The sequence below is a fragment of the Thaumasiovibrio subtropicus genome (genome assembly GCF_019703835.1).
GTDB classification, from domain to species: domain Bacteria; phylum Pseudomonadota; class Gammaproteobacteria; order Enterobacterales; family Vibrionaceae; genus Thaumasiovibrio; species Thaumasiovibrio subtropicus.
On the sequence record NZ_AP023054.1, the window covers coordinates 2,747,031 to 2,764,839 of the forward strand.

The window sequence follows — 17,809 nt, forward strand, 5'->3', positions numbered from 1 at the left end:
CAATTCTTTATTACCATTTGGCATTTAACACCGGTAAGTGAACGACTTTTGGAAATAACACGCAACCAAAAGAGCTGTCAACTCCTCAAAAAACACGGCCACAGCGATTGTTTTTTGCGCATCCAATTTCATATCCAATGGATAGATTACTCATCAAATAAACAACGCTACCGCCCTTGGGTTAAGCTCCCAAACAGCAGTACCAAGCATATTATAGTTGCCACATCGCCCTGAGGCAGATCGTCAGGATTTTACATCAAACGAAAGTCGGTAGCGAGCCATATCAGAGATGGCACCAAATTAGTCACTTACTCTTCTTATTTTGACACTATAATTTCGACTCTAGACCGAATCCGTGTGCAACAAGTACAAAAAGTTTAACTACTGCTGATAAGACCGCACTTCCATAGTCATTTAGTAGTTGTATTATTCCAATGTGTTGTTATCAATAGAACACGGTACACAAAGCAGCTCAAAATCTAAGCTGTTGAAAAACTCGTTGAGCATCGCTATGCACTCAATCTCACCGCTTTGTGCCTGAAGTGAGCTACTAATGGCTTTGCGACTCAGTAAAAAGAAAGAGCACTCAGATGCAAGAGTGTATTCAAAACGTCAAAAACAGTACTTAAATAGGCAATATAGGAAAGGGACATAATTAAGCTCGCCAGCGTTTACTTTGTCGTCGAGTCAGAGAAACTGCAAGGTCAAAAGTGAACAACTTCATCGATACCCTTTGAAGATAACGTGCCAACTCCTTGAAATATAACAAAGCGAATTTGGCCTCTTTACCTTGCATTGAGACACGCTAGACTGGCGTTTTCCGTCAGCACAGTATCAAAACAGCAACCAAACACAACTGGAAAGCGAAGTACTGTAATTAGAATATCTAGCGATCAAACGCATAATGAACTCGCCAGACTGACAATGCTAAGCTCAAGCAGATGGTTGTCGATGTACGCATAGAAAAAAATGCCATGGAAAAGCTCGTTACCAAAAGTGCTGGTAGTTGATGACCGCCATGACTGTGCCAGTTTTCTAGCTGGTCTAGGACTCAACGTCGTCAGGGTATACCGGCTTACGGAAAGCCGTTTCGAACGCTCTACATTCCTGAAGAGCCCTCGCGAGAATACCTCTCAATCGAGGTAGATACAGATTACCTACAGGTTGAGTGCTAATCATCTTGAGCAGTTAAAACAAGAACGTGGTGTACCAAAACAGCTTCGGATAAACAATAGTCCTGAAATGATATCGTGAGACAGTTGAAAACCTCTAGCTATTGGTTGTCTCACTAATTAGGAGGGTGGAGTAAAGAAGTGACTTAATATGAACAGCATGCCACAAGAGGACAACATTTCAAAGCTAGTCAGCTACGTCAGTGAACTATTTTCAATCATAGCCCACTTTATAATCAAGCCAAGAACCACAACCCCGGAGTCAATAGATGACTGTGAGGGTTCGACAAGCGAATTATGAACTCACTTTTAAAAACGGCCGATTATTCAGTCATATTTTGTTTGAAAAAGCAACTAACCTCTCGAGGCTTTACCATACTAGAATGAAACTAAACGGCCACCAAAGACAGTGGCCGCTATGCTATGACAAGCTAGTCAGAACCAAATAAGTCTCTCGTATAGACTTTACCCGAGACATCAATCAGCTCACCTGCCATCCGGTTAGAAACAATAACATCGGTTCGAGCTTTAAACAGCTCTAAATCTTTGACTACTTCAGAATGAAAAAACTCATCGTCTTTTAACACAGGCTCGTATACCAGAACTTCAATACCCTTGGCTTTTAATCTCTTCATAATCCCCTGTATACTCGAAGCTCGAAAATTGTCTGACCCAGACTTCATAATAAGCCTATATATGCCTACAACCTTAGGCTTACGTTTCAATATTGCATCAGCTACGTAGTCCTTTCGCGTAGTGTTTGCATCGACGATTGCTCGAATCATATTATTTGGAACATCTTGGTAATTGGCTAAGAGCTGTTTAGTATCCTTGGGTAAGCAGTATCCACCATAACCGAATGAGGGGTTGTTATAGTGGTTCCCAATGCGCGGATCTAATCCTACTCCTTCGATAATTTGCCGCGAATCCAAACCGTGCGTTTCTGCATAGGAGTCAAGTTCATTAAAATACGCCACGCGCATAGCAAGGTAGGTATTTGAAAACAATTTTACCGCTTCTGCTTCTGTTGAATCGGTGAATAGGACTTCGATGTTCTCCTTCAGAGCCCCTTCGACTAATAGATCAGCAAACACTTTTGCTCGTTCACTCTGCTCGCCTACGATAATACGTGAAGGATGAAGGTTGTCATAGAGTGCCTTACCTTCGCGCAGAAACTCAGGAGAAAAAATAAGATTACTACACGCTAGTTCATGTTTAATTCTTTGTGTGTAACCTACAGGAACAGTTGATTTTATAACCATTACTGCTTCAGGGTTGATGGACATGACATCCCTGATGACTGCTTCGACTGAATGAGTATTGAAGTAATTAGTTTCAGTATCGTAATCTGTCGGTGTTGCAATTACTACGTACTCCGCTCCTTGATAAGCCTCATGCTTATCCAGCGTTGCACGAAACGTAAGCGATTTGTTTACTAAAAAATCTTCAATCTCTCGGTCGACAATAGGAGATTTCCCCTTGTTCAACATCTCGACTTTTTCTTCAACAATGTCAACAGCGACCACTTCATGGTTTTGTGCTAATAACATCGCATTTGACAAACCAACATAGCCTGTCCCTGCTATTGCAATCTTCATTATATAAATCTCTATACCACTGTATTCGGTTACTCAATCCACATTTAGCTTTACAAAGAAGCCTAGTACTAGAGCAACTGAAAAAGGCTTGTATTATTCTAATTACAGAACGCTCTTATAACTGATAAATAAAGTAAAGCTATATATGCACTCTTGATTATTAATATGTGCCATTAGATAAACTTAGTACTTTGCGTACTCAAGTCAAACCCATAACAATAGATATCCTCAAGCAATCAATATTACTAATGAGCTATGTGACTTACCTGAGGAACGAATTACGCCAATATTAGTGCCGCTAAATTAACTTTTTCCTTAGTGTGGCAAACAAAGAATGAAACGTATCAGACCGAAAAAACCAAACAGTTACTGTATTACATTCAAAAAAAGTTAAAATCCTGACATCTTATAAACGGCTAGTCTTTATTAAAAGGCTCACGAGAAACATACTAGCCGGTAACACATTATCATTGATCATTTGTTGTAATACGTACGGTACCATTGAACAAATTCGGCCACACCTTCTTCAATCGAAACCTTGGGTTGATACCCAGTTGCTTTAAATAAGTCGGTTGTATCAGCATATGTTTGATAGACGTCGCCAGGCTGCATCTCTCGGAAATTTTTCTTCGCTTCAATCCCAAGCTCGTCTTCAATTGCCCTAACAAAGTCCATTAGACTGATAGGCGAACCGTGACCAATGTTATATACAGCATACGGTGCTGAGCTACTTGCAGGGTTGCCATTTTCGACCGTCCAAGAAGGATTTCGAGTAGGGATAACGTCAACAACACGCACAATACCTTGAACGATATCGTCGATATGGGTGAAGTCTCTCCACATATCACCATTGTTATTTATATCAATGGTGTCACCTTCCAAGATCTTCTTGGTGAAGATAAACGGCGCCATGTCTGGGCGGCCCCATGCACCGTACACAGTAAAGAAGCGCAAACCGCTAGTGGGAATGTCGTAAAGATGTGAATAGCTATGTGCCATCAGCTCATTCGATTTCTTTGTCGCCGCATACAGTGATACAGGATGGTCAACAGAATCGCCAGTAGAGAATGGTACTTTAGCATTCAAACCATAAACAGAGCTAGATGAAGCATAAATGAGGTGTTTCACTTTAATGTTTCGACATCCCTCTAGGATGTTCAAATGCCCAACCAAGTTTGAATCGGCGTATGCATGCGGGTTTTCGAGTGAATAGCGAACACCCGCTTGTGCTGCTAGATGAATGACACAATCAAACATTTCACGTTCAAACAGTTCCGATACTGCTTTCCTGTCAGAGATGTCTAAATCTACAAACTTGAAATTCGAATTCTCAATTCGGCGAAGACGTGCATGTTTTAGCGACACATCATAGTAATCGTTTAAATTATCTATACCAACAACGAAAGCGCCGCTCGCGTTCAACTTCTCTACAACTGCACTACCAATAAATCCTGCAGCGCCTGTTACCAAATACTTCATCTTAGTTCCCAATATGTAGCCAACTGATAAATAATAAAGCTTTTCAAATCAGCGCACTCGCTGAAACAGTACAAACTTATAGAACCTTAACAACTCTTAAAAAGCAATATTTAAACAAATTCAAACCGTCCAGATATTGCATATATATGAGGATATCTCAATTTAGGACTAATCTTTCTCGTCTAATGACCTGCATTAGCATGCTTCGCCTAGTTAGCTATCGCTTCAAATCTATTAAATTCACGTTTTACTTACACGGAGTAGTAAACATTAAGAAACCTATCGGTCAAATCTTTTGAAAACTAAAGAATACCAAAAGAACGACATTCATAGTGCATTAAACACCCATTAGCTGCGTCATGAAGACTAACGTAAATTCTTATAGGCTACTCTAACCATTGAAACTGGCATAACATGAAATATTAAACGTGAAAGCACCTTCGCAACATTCGTAAAAGAGATTCGCTTCAGCAACAACATATACTTAAGGCGAATTCGAACTTCACTCAATGACTTCCCAATACCACGACGACGAGAAAGCGTTGCGTCGTTGAGCCGATAATCTAACAATATATCTGGCAAATTAGCAAATCTAAACCCTGCCTCCAATAACAAAAACCAAAGTCCCATATCTTCGGTAAAGTCGGTATTGGTTGGATAGCGCAACTCGCTACGCTCGAATATCGCTTTTCTTAACATTACAGAAGGATGGATGAACGGGCATCTAGCTACACTGAAATCCACTAACTCGTCATGTGACTGTGGCAAACACTTCTTATCGAGCGCAAAGTCTGCTCCGAACTCACGGCAACCTGTACCTAAAACATCGACATCGACATTTTCTTGCATAAAACTAACTTGCTTCGATAACCTAGTTGAATAGCTTATGTCATCGCTATCCATTCTTGCAATGTAAGTGAACTCGTCAGTTTCAACTACCTTATCAATGAGAGCATTTAGGGCACTAGCCAACCCCCTATTCTGACTCTCTCGAAACACCTGAACGTCTGATTCAAACTCCAACTCATTCAAGAAGTTGTCTATGGACTCTGGTACTTCACCATCTCGCCAAATAAATAAGCTAAACGCATCATAAGTTTGGTCAAGCACACTGTTTACAGCTTCTTTAAAATGGTCTAAATTGTCTGATTTATAAACAGACATAATCACTGCTACTTTGGGTTTTCTATTCACGACTTTCCCAACCGATATAGTTCTTGATAAGCATTAGAATTGACTCGCGCCGAGAAGCTATAATCAGCTATTTCTCTACACTCTCCTTGACTTAAACCACGTATCCAATCGTCATACCGCACTTTAAGGAAATCAGTTAGACCTTCATCTTCTGCAAGATCTATTAACTGGGCGCAGTTATTCGCCTTTTCTTTTATTTCCTGATGCGGACCGATATCGCTCAAAATGACTGGACAACCCAAGGATAAAGATTCTAAAGCTGAGTTAGGCAGGCCCTCTGCTTTTGAGAGTAACAGAAAGGCATCGGCCATCAAAATGTAAGGTCTGACATCGCTAACTGCACCTACCAACACAGCTTTACCAATCTTAGTCGCCGGGTGCGAGGCTAGCTCGTCTGCCAAGCTACCATCCCCAACTAATAACAATCGAAACCCATCGAGCTTGTCAATGGAATTCAATATAGACACTAGGTTCTTTCTTTCTTCCAGTACACCGGTGTAAACCAAAACTCGATCGTCAGGACTCAATTGGATCTCATGTCTTATTGTAGCGATTTCATCAAGAGGGGTGTTAGTATTGGAATAAAATTCAGTATCAATGCCATTAGGAACCACATTAATATTGCGTCTAAAGAAGCGCTGTAATGGTTTCTTCAATGAATGGCTGACCACGACCAAATTCTTACAACGCTGCAGAGCTAAAATGTGGGTTACTGCCATAACCCAACCTTTAAATTTTCCGTATTGTGCAGGATAGTCTAAATAAGGAATGTTTCTAAGAGTGGAAATCCATCTAACACTTACTTTATTAGTCAACAGACTCATTATCATGTCAGATCTGATCCCTTGCGTATGTACACACTCAATCGCTCCATCGTTGATCAAACCTAAAAGCCTTTGACTTAATCCTTTAATTCCCAATACGCCTGCTTCATCAAGGCAAACAACATTTACACCTGCCTTTTCAAACTTGTCTTTTAAAGAATTTTCTTTTTCAGAAGATAGAGTAACAACAATAACTTCACTTCGAGAGTTAATCACGCCTGTGACTATGTTAAACAATTGAGATGTAGGCCCCGTTCGTTCTAACGTGGAACAACAATATAGTATTTTCAAATCATCGCCTTCTCATTAAATTCATAGATCCAGTAAATAAAATCAAAAACAATATCATACTAGAAAAACAGGATTAAAAACTGATCCAAAAGTCAAATCTGCAAAAACACTAAAGCGACTAAAGATACTGAGTATAACTTTTTCTTCGAGAAAGAGAAAAACATTAAATAAAGCACTGCGTACTCTAGCATATAGAATAACAAACCGTATCTAAATATGGATAGCAATGTTCCACTATCAAAGAAGCCAAACGGTAAAGGACCCAAATTTCCAAAAAACAATTCAAACCAATGCATGTCAAACATATATTCTGTAACAGCTAAACGGTGTGTGACTCCCCGATCAGTCCCATCAAGTGCGCCTTGAAGATTATGCATTACACCTAAGAAATCCATTAAAAAATATCCTGCTAACAGAAGTATCGGAAAGCTAGCGACAGATATCATAAAGGTACGTACACGAAACTTGATAATTACAGGCAAGATAAAATCACAGAAAATAGCAGCAACAATCGCTATCTTTGAAAAGCAAATGAATGCGGCCAAATATCCGAGCAACTTGTAATATACCTTACCATAATAAAGAGAAATAAGACTACCCACAATATACATAGAGATACCGGTAACAGTAGAAGAACCGAAAGTTCCAGCTGGTCTAAAAGCAAAATTCATGTGTGTTGAAATAAGTGCTTCAATATCCGTTGTAGTTGCGTATATATTTGGTATCGAATAGAACTTGACTACAAAATGGAAAGGTACTCCACTAGCGAACCCTAAAATATTAAACTTTTGAAAAATAAGTATAATAAACTGCAAATAAAAACAAATCTTTAGAACTTTTACTAAGCCATCTCTAAAGCCATCTCTAGAAATACTGCTAGACACCTTTGAAATTACAAAATACCATAAAAGATACTTAGCGAAGCTAACACCTATGATCCAACTCTTGATGTTTAACATACTAGAATAGTAAATGGCTGAGACAGTCAATATGGCGATCATTAGCCAATATGCAACCCATGCTGATGCTTGTTTTTTCTTTACTCCTTGCGTACCGAAAAATAGTGCACTAATAAAAAAAGTAACACACAACAAGTCTTCAAATCTGAATGGTATTCCCCCGACTCTGAGGGTTGGGAAATAAAACAAAAATAGTGGGAATAGTTGGAGTAATTTATACTGAATTTTCATTTAAATAGTTAACCAAAGATAATGCCAGTTCCTTATCAAATGAAATATTTTTAGAAACTTCAACTAGTTCACTCTTAATTCTATAACAGTAAGCGTTGAGATAAGTATAAGGACCAAAATGACATGTTTGAAACTCAATGAGCTTATATTCACCTGAGCACAATGTTACGAAATCCAAACTACAGAATGGAGAGCATAGCTTCGCTCTACATTCAATAGCGAGCTCAGCTAAAACCGGATCGATCTCATTCTGTATCTCAAATTTACCTGAGCCACTCGCTCGAAAGTCTCCTTCCCGAACGGAGCGCTTAAGTACATAAACTTTATCCCAAAAAACTAACACCTTAAAGTCAGATTGCAATCCGGGTACAAATTCCTGGGCACAATATCGAGCTTGTTGAGCCAAATATTCTGCCTGAGCCTTTCTATTGAGTAATTTTCTAACGGTATTCTTTACACCTTCTTTAAATTCGCGAATACTGAGGTCGGCAAATAGAGAGCGACCTATAGATCGGCTGTGGTCTTTTTTATTATGTACTAGAGAAACGCCCTTACTTCCCGCTCCGCCAAGTGCTTTATAGACAAATGGGTATGACAACTCTTGTTTAGATTCATTTCTGTGTGATATGCAATAATCTTGCTTTATGTAAGGTAGACCTCGCTCTGCTGCCAATATTCCCATCATTCCCTTGTTTTCATGAGCTAAAACAGTATCGAGCGAAGGAATTAAATTATCCCGACCTATGAAACGAGAAGCCAACACATCATTAATATACTGTTTAACACTAATGTTTTGATGGCTACCGGTCCAATAAATATCTGCATCATTAACTTTATAATCATACTTAGCAAGATCACTGTACTCTAAAAATGTACTGAGAACCCTGAGCTTTCCATAGCTTTTTATTACATCAAGGTCAACATTTTGGTACTCTTGAAGGTGTTGAGTAAAAAACCTCTATGGGTGAGTATTATAATATTTCTTTTCAAACTATTTTTCCTCTACCAACCGATTGCGCTGATACAAAACAAACATAGATACCACTATTAACTTGGCTGCCATTCCCGTCATTGTCCCAATAGCGACCCCTACCGTACCGTAACTGTCAACAAGTGCAAAACTAACCATCAAATTCAGAAACAAAGAAAGTAGAGTCAATGATGAAAGGATGTGAGTTTTCTTAAGATAGGTGATTTCTATAGACACAATCATATAGATTGAGTGAAAAATTTGGCCTATAAGTAAAAATACAATGACGGTTGGATTTACAGAAAAACCATCACCTACGAAAATGAAGAAAAATACATCTTTAAGTAAATAGATTACCACTCCTGCGCCTGAAATAATGCCTACAAGAGTAAGGCCTCTTAACATTACTCTGCTACCACCTCTGTTAGCAAGGTAGTACCTTGACCATTCTTTACTAAGGCCTTGAGTAAAAATCATTAGTACACTCGTAAATTGTACTGCAATCGCATACCCAGCAAGATCTGACATTGTCATTTTTGAAGCAATAATAACTTTATCTAAAGACGACAATAAAACTGAAGCGATCAAGTGGGGAACAAGTCCTCCTCCAAACTTAAGAAAATCTAAAGAGTTTGAAAATGAATTTGGAAATACGACTTTAGCTCCAAATGTTCTTTTTATCTCCCTAAATGCTAGGATAGCGAATATTATATCTGCAACTAAAACACCAAGAACTCTCGAAAATGAACCTGCTTGGAGAAAGAAAAGGCTTGCCAATGTTATAACAAAGAGTAAAAGGCTATAGGATATTTGAAACGTAACAAAGCTCTTCGCCTTTCCTTCCGCATTAAAAAGTAGTAAGCGAATCTGAAAAAGAGAATTGAGCGAAGCTGATACAACAATGACAATACAAGCCGAAGCTTGTACCATGGACAAAAAATTTAAAAGGAAGGCTGCAGCCGACACTGAAATAGCCAATATATTCCCGACAGCAGTCCAAGCCAAAACTGTTGATAGTCCATTTTGAAGCCGGCTTGAGAACTCTTCGCTTGAGTCAAAAAAGCTCCTGAAAACATATTGTGGTAACGCTATAGATAATATAGGAAGCAATAAAGCGTACACGGTCATTAACAGACTGAGCTCACCATATTCATCAGCAGTTAATACTCTTGTTAATATAGGTAGAAATAAAAAGGTATGCCGGCATTTAAAAATGTACCAAAAATATAAAACAGGCTACGCATTCAGATTATTTCTTCCATTTTAAATTCAAAATGTTTCTAAACATCTATTCATTCCAGTAACACCATCCGAGGCGTTGCTATCTTTTTATAAAAGTATGTATTTTATACAGAGCTGTTATTAAGGTATTTCGCTACAGCCTTTGAGATATTTATTGCTGAATCTTCAACACCCGTAATTCCTTTATCAGCGGTTGCCTTATAATGAGAAGCCGAAATAAGAAAATCACTTAATTTTTGTGATACGAAATTAGTTTATCATGCGAAATATCCACACCATCTTCATTAATTAAGGATACAGCAGCTTTCAAATCGCTTTTACTTTTTACTTTAAAGACACCGGCCATGTCTTCATACCATGCACGACCAAAAACGATAGCGGGAGAGCCACGAAAAACGCTTTCCCACCCAATAGTTCCGCTTACCGTAACGGTAGCTAAAGCATTATCAATCAAGCCAAAAGTATCTTCTTCAACACCGATCAAAACTACTTTTTCAGATATCTTAAGTAGGTCATCATAATAATTTTCACTTCGACCAGCTTCACCTTCCATATTAGGGTGAAACTGCGAACTATGCTCTTTGACATATACTTTAAAATCTGGTGGCGTTACTTCACATAGTAGCTTTACAATTTGCCGCTGTTCGACATACACACCACCCGTTGGACAACTTGTTTCTTCTGGTTGATAGTGTAAAGCGACCAAGTAATACTGATCACCATCTCGTCTTCTTGGCATACTACTCGTAACCGCTTCTGCATACTTATTTTTAAGTCTATGCTTATAATGCTCACCTTTAAGTAAAGAGTAGTTATACTTTAGCTTTGACACTTTACCATAGCTTGGTTGGCTTTTTTTAATAATACTGTAAGTATTAGCAACGCCAAAAACAGAGGGCAATTTTTTAGTTTAGATATTTTACTTGATATTCTGTTGCTAATCTTACTCTCTTTTTTTTGCTTAATCATATAGTCAGGAACAGCATCCTCATAAGAGGATAACAATAGATTTAGCCTGTTCTGAATATCACTATCTAACGTTTTTTCGGTAAACTGATTGGAAGAAATTGCTTCTTTCATGTAACTACAGGTCGAGTTAACATCGTCAATAATAAAGCTTTTGTCAGAGAAAGGCGTCATCTGAAACATGACAAAGCGAACACTCTTTATTCTCGCAGCAATATAGAGAGCGTAGTCAAAGACTCGATGAGGAATAGATGGGGAAATAACCACCTCGATATCTTCTGTTTCAATTACTCGTAACCATTTTTCTACCAAACCTAAAAACCAAAAATACCTCTCCGTAAAAGGAAACATTTCTCCAGTGGGGTCTAGTCTATCGATCATTTTAATTCCAACCGATATTTCATGAGAATAACTTGCTATTACTGGCTCATCTAAGCACTCAATAGTGCTGTCTACATAACTTGGAAAACCAATGCCACGCCAAGCATCTTCAACATACTGTGTAAAGCAATTTCTCAATACATCACTATGTTTATTTAAGGGAAGATCACCCTTCCAACCTACAAAATATTTAGGTTCAATGTTGCATTCATTTACCAAGTACTCAGCTGTTTTAATCCATACATTGGATATACAACAACAATAAATCGCATTCATACGTTTCATATTACTATGACTTAATTCTTCTCTGACTGATGAAAGATCAATATTCTAATCAAAATCAAAAAGGCTCTAAATGAACAACAAAGGTTTTCTTCGCAGCTGCCTCTTATTTTTATTCACCGAAAGCTTGGCTTTCGGCATTGGTCAAACTTCACTATTTACTCGGACCTTTAACCATACACGCACATAAGCAATTTCACATAGAATTTCAGTTGACAATTCTTTCAACAAAAAACGCCTCTGCTTTATCAAGGCCATGTGTTGCTCCTCTAAGCGTTCCTAATGCCTCAACACTCTCTATACTTCGACTATGAGGAGCCGTCCTCATTTCCCGATGATAACAAGAAAGAGCTTCAATTTTTTGATCCCACTGCGCTGCTACATCAACTATTTTTTGAGGTAAAAAAGCTTTCTCCGCCTTAGAGTTCCACTCCGTTGACGATAGTACTTCGAAACAATAGATTTCTTTAACACAACACCAGGATTGAGGGCGGCAAGCTGTCATCACAGCCTTATGAGTAACGTAATGGTCAACGTTCAAATCCCCCTGGAAGTGAGTGTATATAATGGTAGGTAATACCCTTGAAATAACCGACTCTACCTCCTTCACCACTGATAACAACGGTACACTATCCATTTTATTATCTGGGAAATCAAACCGAAATACCTCTTTTACTCCAAGAACCGATAGCGCGGCTTTTGATGCATCAAGGCGTTCGTTACTCTCATTTATACCATTCTCTACACGTGAGGCTACACCATCTGTCATAAAGACGACGTAAACGTCGTCTCCATTATCTACATGCTTGGCGATAGTACCTCCACAGCCTAGCGCCTCATCGTCAGAGTGCGCCGCCACAACCAGTACTACTTTCTTCTTACTCACCACGTTCAATGTTCTCCCAAGATGTAGCGTCACCAAATTCCACGTCAACCTTTACATGTTTCCCGATGAGCTCATCATAATACTTAGGCGCGAGCCCATATCCTGGCCGCACTCTTCGAATATGCGATTTTGTTATCACGTCACCCGCTTTAAGCGATTTTACGAAGTAGATCGAGCGTCGGAACTTCATGCTTGACTCTTCTACGGGTTTACGTTCGTAGCCTGCTTTACCAATTGCTTTCCAAGCCGACTCTGTATCATCGCACAACGATTTCAGTTCATGAGGCTCTAAAGAGAACTCTGAGTCAGGCCCTTTCTCTTTTCTACTCATTGTCACATGCTTCTCAATAAGAGTTGCCCCCATGACAATCGAAGCTACAGAAACAGCTGTTCCCAATGTGTGGTCAGATAGGCCTACAACACAATTGAATTCTTTAGCAATATCAGGAATAGTCGCTAGATTAGCTTGGTCGACTGGAGAAGGGTAACCGCTAATACAATGCAATACGACTAGCTCTCTACAGCCATTATCTCGCGCTGTTTTCACCGCTTCAGCAATTTCTTCGTAGTTCGCCATCCCCGTAGACATAATCATGGGTTTACCTGTTTGAGCAACACGTTTGATCAACGGAAGATCGGTTAGTTCGAAAGATGCGATTTTATAGGCTGGTGCATCAAGTTCCTCAAGTAACTCTACTGCAGTCTCATCGAATGGCGTAGAAAAAACCGTAATACCTATCTCTCGCGCTTTTTGAAACATGGCTTGGTGCCATTCGAATGGCGTATGAGCCCACTTATACAAATCATAAAGCTTATACCCATCCCAAAGACCACCTTCGACTTGAAAATCGGTCTTATCACAGTCAATAGTCATCGTATCTGGGGTATATGTTTGCAGCTTGATCGCGTCAGCGCCAGCGCGCTTGGCCATCTCTATCGTTTCGAAAGCGCGTTCAATGGAACCATTATGATTTGCAGAAAGTTCAGCAATGATGTAAGGCTTACTATTTGGGCCAATCGTGCGCCCATCAATTTTAATTTCTTTCATATTATTTACTCAAACTATTCTTTGTAAAGCTCACGCGAGCGTTTAACTGGCCATTCTCGTCAATTTCAGCATGGCTGAATTCTAAGCGAAATTCTCCATGCTGTATAAATGCCTTTGGATATGTCTCAGCATCCAGCATTCGAATGTGGTCTGAGAGTTTCGGTATATCACCACTATGTGGTAATACGCTCTGCTCCGGTGTTCGCCTCTTAAATACAACGACTTCACCTTGCTGTTCTTTAGGTTCAGGTTCATCGACAGCAATATCTGTAGCCAGTCTGAATATCAATGGGGCCATGCGGTGAAAGATTTCTTGAGCGGAACCACCCAAAGAAAGCGGTACCTTAAAGTACACAGGGCCAGCATCCAACTCACTCACCATTCTAAGTGCACTAAGTTTAGTTTCCGTATGTCCCCGCTCAATGAGGTTTTGTAATGGGCTGCCGCCGCGACCATAAGGAACGTCAGCCATATGAAAACAAACACACTCCCAACGTTCTAATATATCGCGAGGGACTATCCAACTCCAATGTGGAAAAAAGATATAACGTGGGTTAAGTTCCTCCAATCTCTCGACAGTCAGTTCGGTATGATCTGTAATTAGGTGCCATTGGCCTGGAAGCTTATCTTCTACGCTATGAAACTGCTCAATATTCCAAGACTTTATTGTTGCAACAACGTAGGTATTATTTTTCATATTCCGAGATCTCGAGTTTATATGTTTTCCCTCGATGGTGGAAAAACGCAGGAAATTTATCATTGTCAACAGTGCGCAATAAGTCAAACAGTTGTTCTAAAGTTTTATTTACGGACAACTCGCTATCACTAGGGGTTCGACGCGAGTAAAAAGACTCAGCACCTTCTTGCTTAACTGGCGTCAGGGTTTGGTATTCTTTTAAAAACTTAGTGCATATCTCTAGTGTTGCTTTCCCTTGTTTTGCCCTCCACTCTTTGTAGAGCTCTTGGCCAGAAAGTGGAAAAGTGTCCTGAAGCCAAATATCCCCACTATCCGCAGATTCTGATGCCTCAATTAAGCATATAGGAATCTCATTCTGCCCTGCCAATATTTGCCAAGCTACCGGCGCAAAGCCCTTACCCAACGGTAGTGCACTTTCATGAACAACGAGATTAAGTGTACTTTTCTTTAGATTATCTGAACTAACTAATTGCGTACAGCCAATAAAAAAGCTCACATCGCTATTAACAAGTTGGTGCTGGCTTCTAGCTAACGTTACATCTAACCCCATCGCTTTGCATTCAATGGCCAACTGCTCTGCATAAGGGAGGACCCATGAATCATTATCAACCAGTACATTAACTTTTTGTATTTTTTTCATTGAGTTAATACTCCTAATACACGTTGAGTGCCAAGGCCATCACTTACTTTGAAACAACTCTCAACCATCTTACTATACTGCTCAGGCATGCAGATTTGATTCAACTGCTCTTTGATTTGCTCAGGAGTATCGGATACCCCAAATATTGAAATAGCTCCGAAATCGCCCAGCATCGACAAAATTGTTGTCTGGTTGCTCGCAAAAGCAACTAAAAGGCTTGGTAGACCCATAGCACAGCGCTCCCAAGATGCCGCTCCCGCAGCACCAAAGCAAACATCATGCTCCAGCATAAGTTCTGCGATGTTAGAAACACCAGCTAAAAACTCAACACGACTATCTTTACCAAATGTTTTCTCTATCGCGCTTCTGTAAGGAGCAGTTGGCCCTAGCACAACTGTGAGTTTTATAATTGATTTGTCATCTTGAATCGCATTCAGAACTTTCTCGGTCATGTTGAGATGATCGGTTCCTCCCATCATCACGAGTACACGCTTAGCTGTTTTCTCGATGCCTAAAGCGCGTTTCTCTTTCGCAGACACACTATGTTCGCTAAACTCTGGCCGGAGTAATGCATATTGAGTACCGAGTAGCAGTTGACAGTTAGCAGGTACGCGCGAGTGGTAGTCTATTTCAGAACGCATAAAAGTTTGATCTAATAAATAGTCACATTCAAGATCTCTATCGGCCAAGTCGTCAATGACAAAGATCTTAGTTTGGCTCGAACGTGCTTTTATGGCAGTATGCCACCTCGCGTCAATGCCATAATGATCAACGATAATGAGGTTTGCGGCTGCCCCGAAAAACTCCTCACTCAACTCGGCAGTCATCTCAGCATCTTTCTGCAATGTCCCACCTAACCACCTAGAATGATCTAGGCCTTCATCGGAAGGTTGACTCAACGGCAAGGTAAATACAGTGATACCTATTTCTTCAATAAGTTTTACTATATTTCCTTCATGAGCTTTACAGACAAAAATTATATGATGCCCTTTATCCCTGAGAGCTTTGCTCAAAGTTATGCAACGCATTATGTGGCCCGTGCCTATCTCAATACCTGAGTCAGCTCGCACGACAATGTTCACTTAAAGGCTCCCTGCGAATGCAAGACCTCATACATTGCCTCTGCACGAACCCAGTCTTCTCGAGTATCAATATCTTGTACAAAGTGCCTAGGTAGTACTATTGGAGCCGTCGTGCCCGAAAAAAGAGGTTTATCTTGCAAAAATGCTTCAACCGTTCCCCAGTAAATTTGTCCTGCGTCATGAAACATTTCTGGTAGATCTTGTGAGCGTGTCATCCGATGCTCGGATTCGTTTAACTCTAACATTCCGTTAGCATTGACCGCCGTAGCACGTTGAATTGGAAAAGGAAATGACGTCACTGTTACAGCAAACTCACTGTTACTATCTTTTAAAGTCTCCAAACCTTTGACTATAGCCTCCACCGTTACAAAAGGCGCAGTAGCATAAATACAACAAGCCTCACCAGTATTTATACCTATTTGTCGTATCGCATCGGCAACAACGGCATTTGTACCAGTAATGTCATCAGCTAACTCGGGGGTTCGGATAAAAGGAACATCAGCGCCATAACCTTTGGCTACCTCAGCTATTTCAGGATCATCCGTCGAGACTATTACCTGTTCAAAACAGCCAGATTTCAAAGCCGCTTCTATCGGGTAGGCAATAATAGGCTTTCCATGAAATGACTTTATATTTTTTCGGGGAATTCGTTTACTGCCACCGCGAGCAGGAATAACTGCGATTTTCATTACTTCTCCGTCAAAATCTCTGTTAGCACGCGTACGACTTCATCTTGTTGTTGCTCCGTCATCCCATGGAACATAGGAAGCGAAATCGCTTCTTTATAATATTGCTCTGAGCTTGGAAAGTCCCCTTCGCGGTGCCCAAGGCCTTGATAATATGGTTGGGTATGAACGGGGATGTAGTGCAAATTCACTCCAATACCTTTAGCTCGTAGTGCTTCAAATACTTCACGTTGTGACGACGAAATATCATCAAGCTTCAGTCGAATAACGTAAAGATGTAAGCCAGAGTAGGTATTTTCAAGTTGATAAGGCAGCTCCAAAGGCAAGTCGCTTAACTTTCTATAGTATCGATTGGCTAGATGATGTCGAGCTGAAATAAAATCGTCCAATCGCTTCATTTGCGTAACACCCAGTGCTGCTTGAAGCTCGGTCATTCGATAATTGAACCCCAAGTCGATTTGCTGGTAAAACCACCCACCATGACTTTCTCCAACCATTTTCTCGTTATCACGAGTAATACCGTGACTACGCAATAATGACATTTTGTCAGCAAGATCTTTCTGATTAGTGACCGCGGCGCCACCTTCCGCTGTCGTGACGATTTTGACAGGGTGAAAGCTGAACACGGTAATATCTGAAAATGCGCAATTTCCAATAGGTTCATCATGATATCGACCACCTATCGCATGGGAGGCATCTTCAACCACTTTGAAGCCATATTCTTTAGCCAACGCCCCAATAGCCTGCATATCACATGGTTGCCCACAAAGATGAACAGGGATAACTACCTTAGGCAGCATGCCAATCGCTTTAGCTTCTATAAGTTTTTGCTCTAACTTATTCGGGCACATATTGTAAGTTTTAGGGTCGATATCCACAAAATCAACCTTCGCATCGCAATAGAGCCCGCAGTTAGCTGAAGCAACAAACGTTATCGGAGATGTCCATAACAGGTCACCTTTGCCTAACCCCAGAGCAAGACAAGCCAGATGCAAAGCGGATGTTGCACTATTTACTGCTAGAGCATAGCTGGCCCCTGTATGTCGAGTTAATGCCTGTTCAAATTCAGGGACCTTTGGTCCTTGAGTCAAAAAATCAGATTGTAAGACTTCTACAACCCCATCAATATCCTGCTGAGTTATCTCTTGCTTGCCATATGGAATCACTTGCTAAATCTCACT

General features: G+C 40.2%; 16 protein-coding genes. All 16 read right to left on the reverse strand.

Going from position 1 to position 17,809, the window contains the following annotated elements:
• Nucleotides 1-1,603: 1,603 nt before the first annotated feature.
• The gene (locus TSUB_RS12095; RefSeq protein WP_087017482.1) at nt 1,604-2,770 is read right to left on the reverse strand and encodes a nucleotide sugar dehydrogenase; all 1,167 of its coding nucleotides are present in this window, start codon (nt 2,768-2,770) and stop codon (nt 1,604-1,606) included.
• A 474-nt stretch (nt 2,771-3,244) separates the two neighbouring features.
• Nucleotides 3,245-4,249, reverse strand: coding sequence for an NAD-dependent epimerase (locus tag TSUB_RS12100; RefSeq protein WP_087019852.1), 1,005 nt, complete (start codon nt 4,247-4,249; stop codon nt 3,245-3,247).
• 366 nt (nt 4,250-4,615) lie between these two features.
• Nucleotides 4,616-5,413: a glycosyltransferase gene (locus TSUB_RS12105; protein WP_159064888.1), complete on the reverse strand. Its 798-nt coding sequence runs from the start codon at nt 5,411-5,413 to the stop codon at nt 4,616-4,618.
• Between the two features lie 26 nt (nt 5,414-5,439).
• Nucleotides 5,440-6,558, reverse strand: a complete 1,119-nt coding sequence (locus TSUB_RS12110) for a glycosyltransferase family 4 protein (RefSeq protein WP_221274532.1) — start codon at nt 6,556-6,558, stop codon at nt 5,440-5,442.
• A gap of 92 nt (nt 6,559-6,650) precedes the next feature.
• Nucleotides 6,651-7,748, reverse strand: a complete 1,098-nt coding sequence (locus TSUB_RS12115) for a hypothetical protein (protein WP_221274533.1) — start codon at nt 7,746-7,748, stop codon at nt 6,651-6,653.
• Entirely contained in the window at nt 7,732-8,511 is a 780-nt protein-coding gene (locus TSUB_RS12120) for an ATP-grasp domain-containing protein (protein ID WP_221274534.1), read from the reverse strand. The genes TSUB_RS12115 and TSUB_RS12120 overlap by 17 nt, the downstream gene beginning before the upstream one ends.
• 228 nt (nt 8,512-8,739) lie before the next feature.
• Nucleotides 8,740-9,933, reverse strand: a complete 1,194-nt coding sequence (locus tag TSUB_RS12125) for an oligosaccharide flippase family protein (protein WP_221274590.1) — start codon at nt 9,931-9,933, stop codon at nt 8,740-8,742.
• Nucleotides 9,934-10,189: 256 nt separating this feature from the next.
• Nucleotides 10,190-10,792: a capsular polysaccharide export protein, LipB/KpsS family gene (locus TSUB_RS12130; protein ID WP_221274535.1), complete on the reverse strand. Its 603-nt coding sequence runs from the start codon at nt 10,790-10,792 to the stop codon at nt 10,190-10,192.
• Complete coding sequence (locus TSUB_RS12135) at nt 10,780-11,592, reverse strand: hypothetical protein (RefSeq protein WP_221274536.1); 813 nt, start codon at nt 11,590-11,592, stop codon at nt 10,780-10,782. The genes TSUB_RS12130 and TSUB_RS12135 overlap by 13 nt, the downstream gene beginning before the upstream one ends.
• 205 nt (nt 11,593-11,797) lie before the next feature.
• Entirely contained in the window at nt 11,798-12,475 is a 678-nt protein-coding gene (locus TSUB_RS12140) for a PIG-L deacetylase family protein (protein WP_202819748.1), read from the reverse strand.
• Nucleotides 12,468-13,523 carry a pseudaminic acid synthase gene (pseI, locus tag TSUB_RS12145; protein ID WP_087020404.1) on the reverse strand — a complete coding sequence of 352 codons (1,056 nt, stop codon included), beginning with the start codon at nt 13,521-13,523 and terminating at the stop codon, nt 12,468-12,470. The genes TSUB_RS12140 and pseI overlap by 8 nt, the downstream gene beginning before the upstream one ends.
• Before the next feature lies 1 nt (nt 13,524).
• Complete coding sequence (locus TSUB_RS12150; protein ID WP_087020402.1) at nt 13,525-14,220, reverse strand: formyl transferase; 696 nt, start codon at nt 14,218-14,220, stop codon at nt 13,525-13,527.
• Nucleotides 14,210-14,860, reverse strand: coding sequence for a formyltransferase family protein (locus TSUB_RS12155; protein WP_087020399.1), 651 nt, complete (start codon nt 14,858-14,860; stop codon nt 14,210-14,212). Before TSUB_RS12155 ends, TSUB_RS12150 begins: the two co-directional genes overlap by 11 nt.
• Nucleotides 14,857-15,942, reverse strand: coding sequence for a UDP-2,4-diacetamido-2,4,6-trideoxy-beta-L-altropyranose hydrolase (gene pseG / locus TSUB_RS12160; RefSeq protein WP_087020396.1), 1,086 nt, complete (start codon nt 15,940-15,942; stop codon nt 14,857-14,859). Before pseG ends, TSUB_RS12155 begins: the two co-directional genes overlap by 4 nt.
• Nucleotides 15,939-16,631: a pseudaminic acid cytidylyltransferase gene (gene pseF / locus TSUB_RS12165; protein ID WP_087020393.1), complete on the reverse strand. Its 693-nt coding sequence runs from the start codon at nt 16,629-16,631 to the stop codon at nt 15,939-15,941. The genes pseG and pseF overlap by 4 nt, the downstream gene beginning before the upstream one ends.
• Entirely contained in the window at nt 16,631-17,794 is a 1,164-nt protein-coding gene (pseC, locus tag TSUB_RS12170; protein WP_087020390.1) for a UDP-4-amino-4,6-dideoxy-N-acetyl-beta-L-altrosamine transaminase, read from the reverse strand. The genes pseF and pseC overlap by 1 nt, the downstream gene beginning before the upstream one ends.
• Nucleotides 17,795-17,809 lie beyond the last annotated feature (15 nt).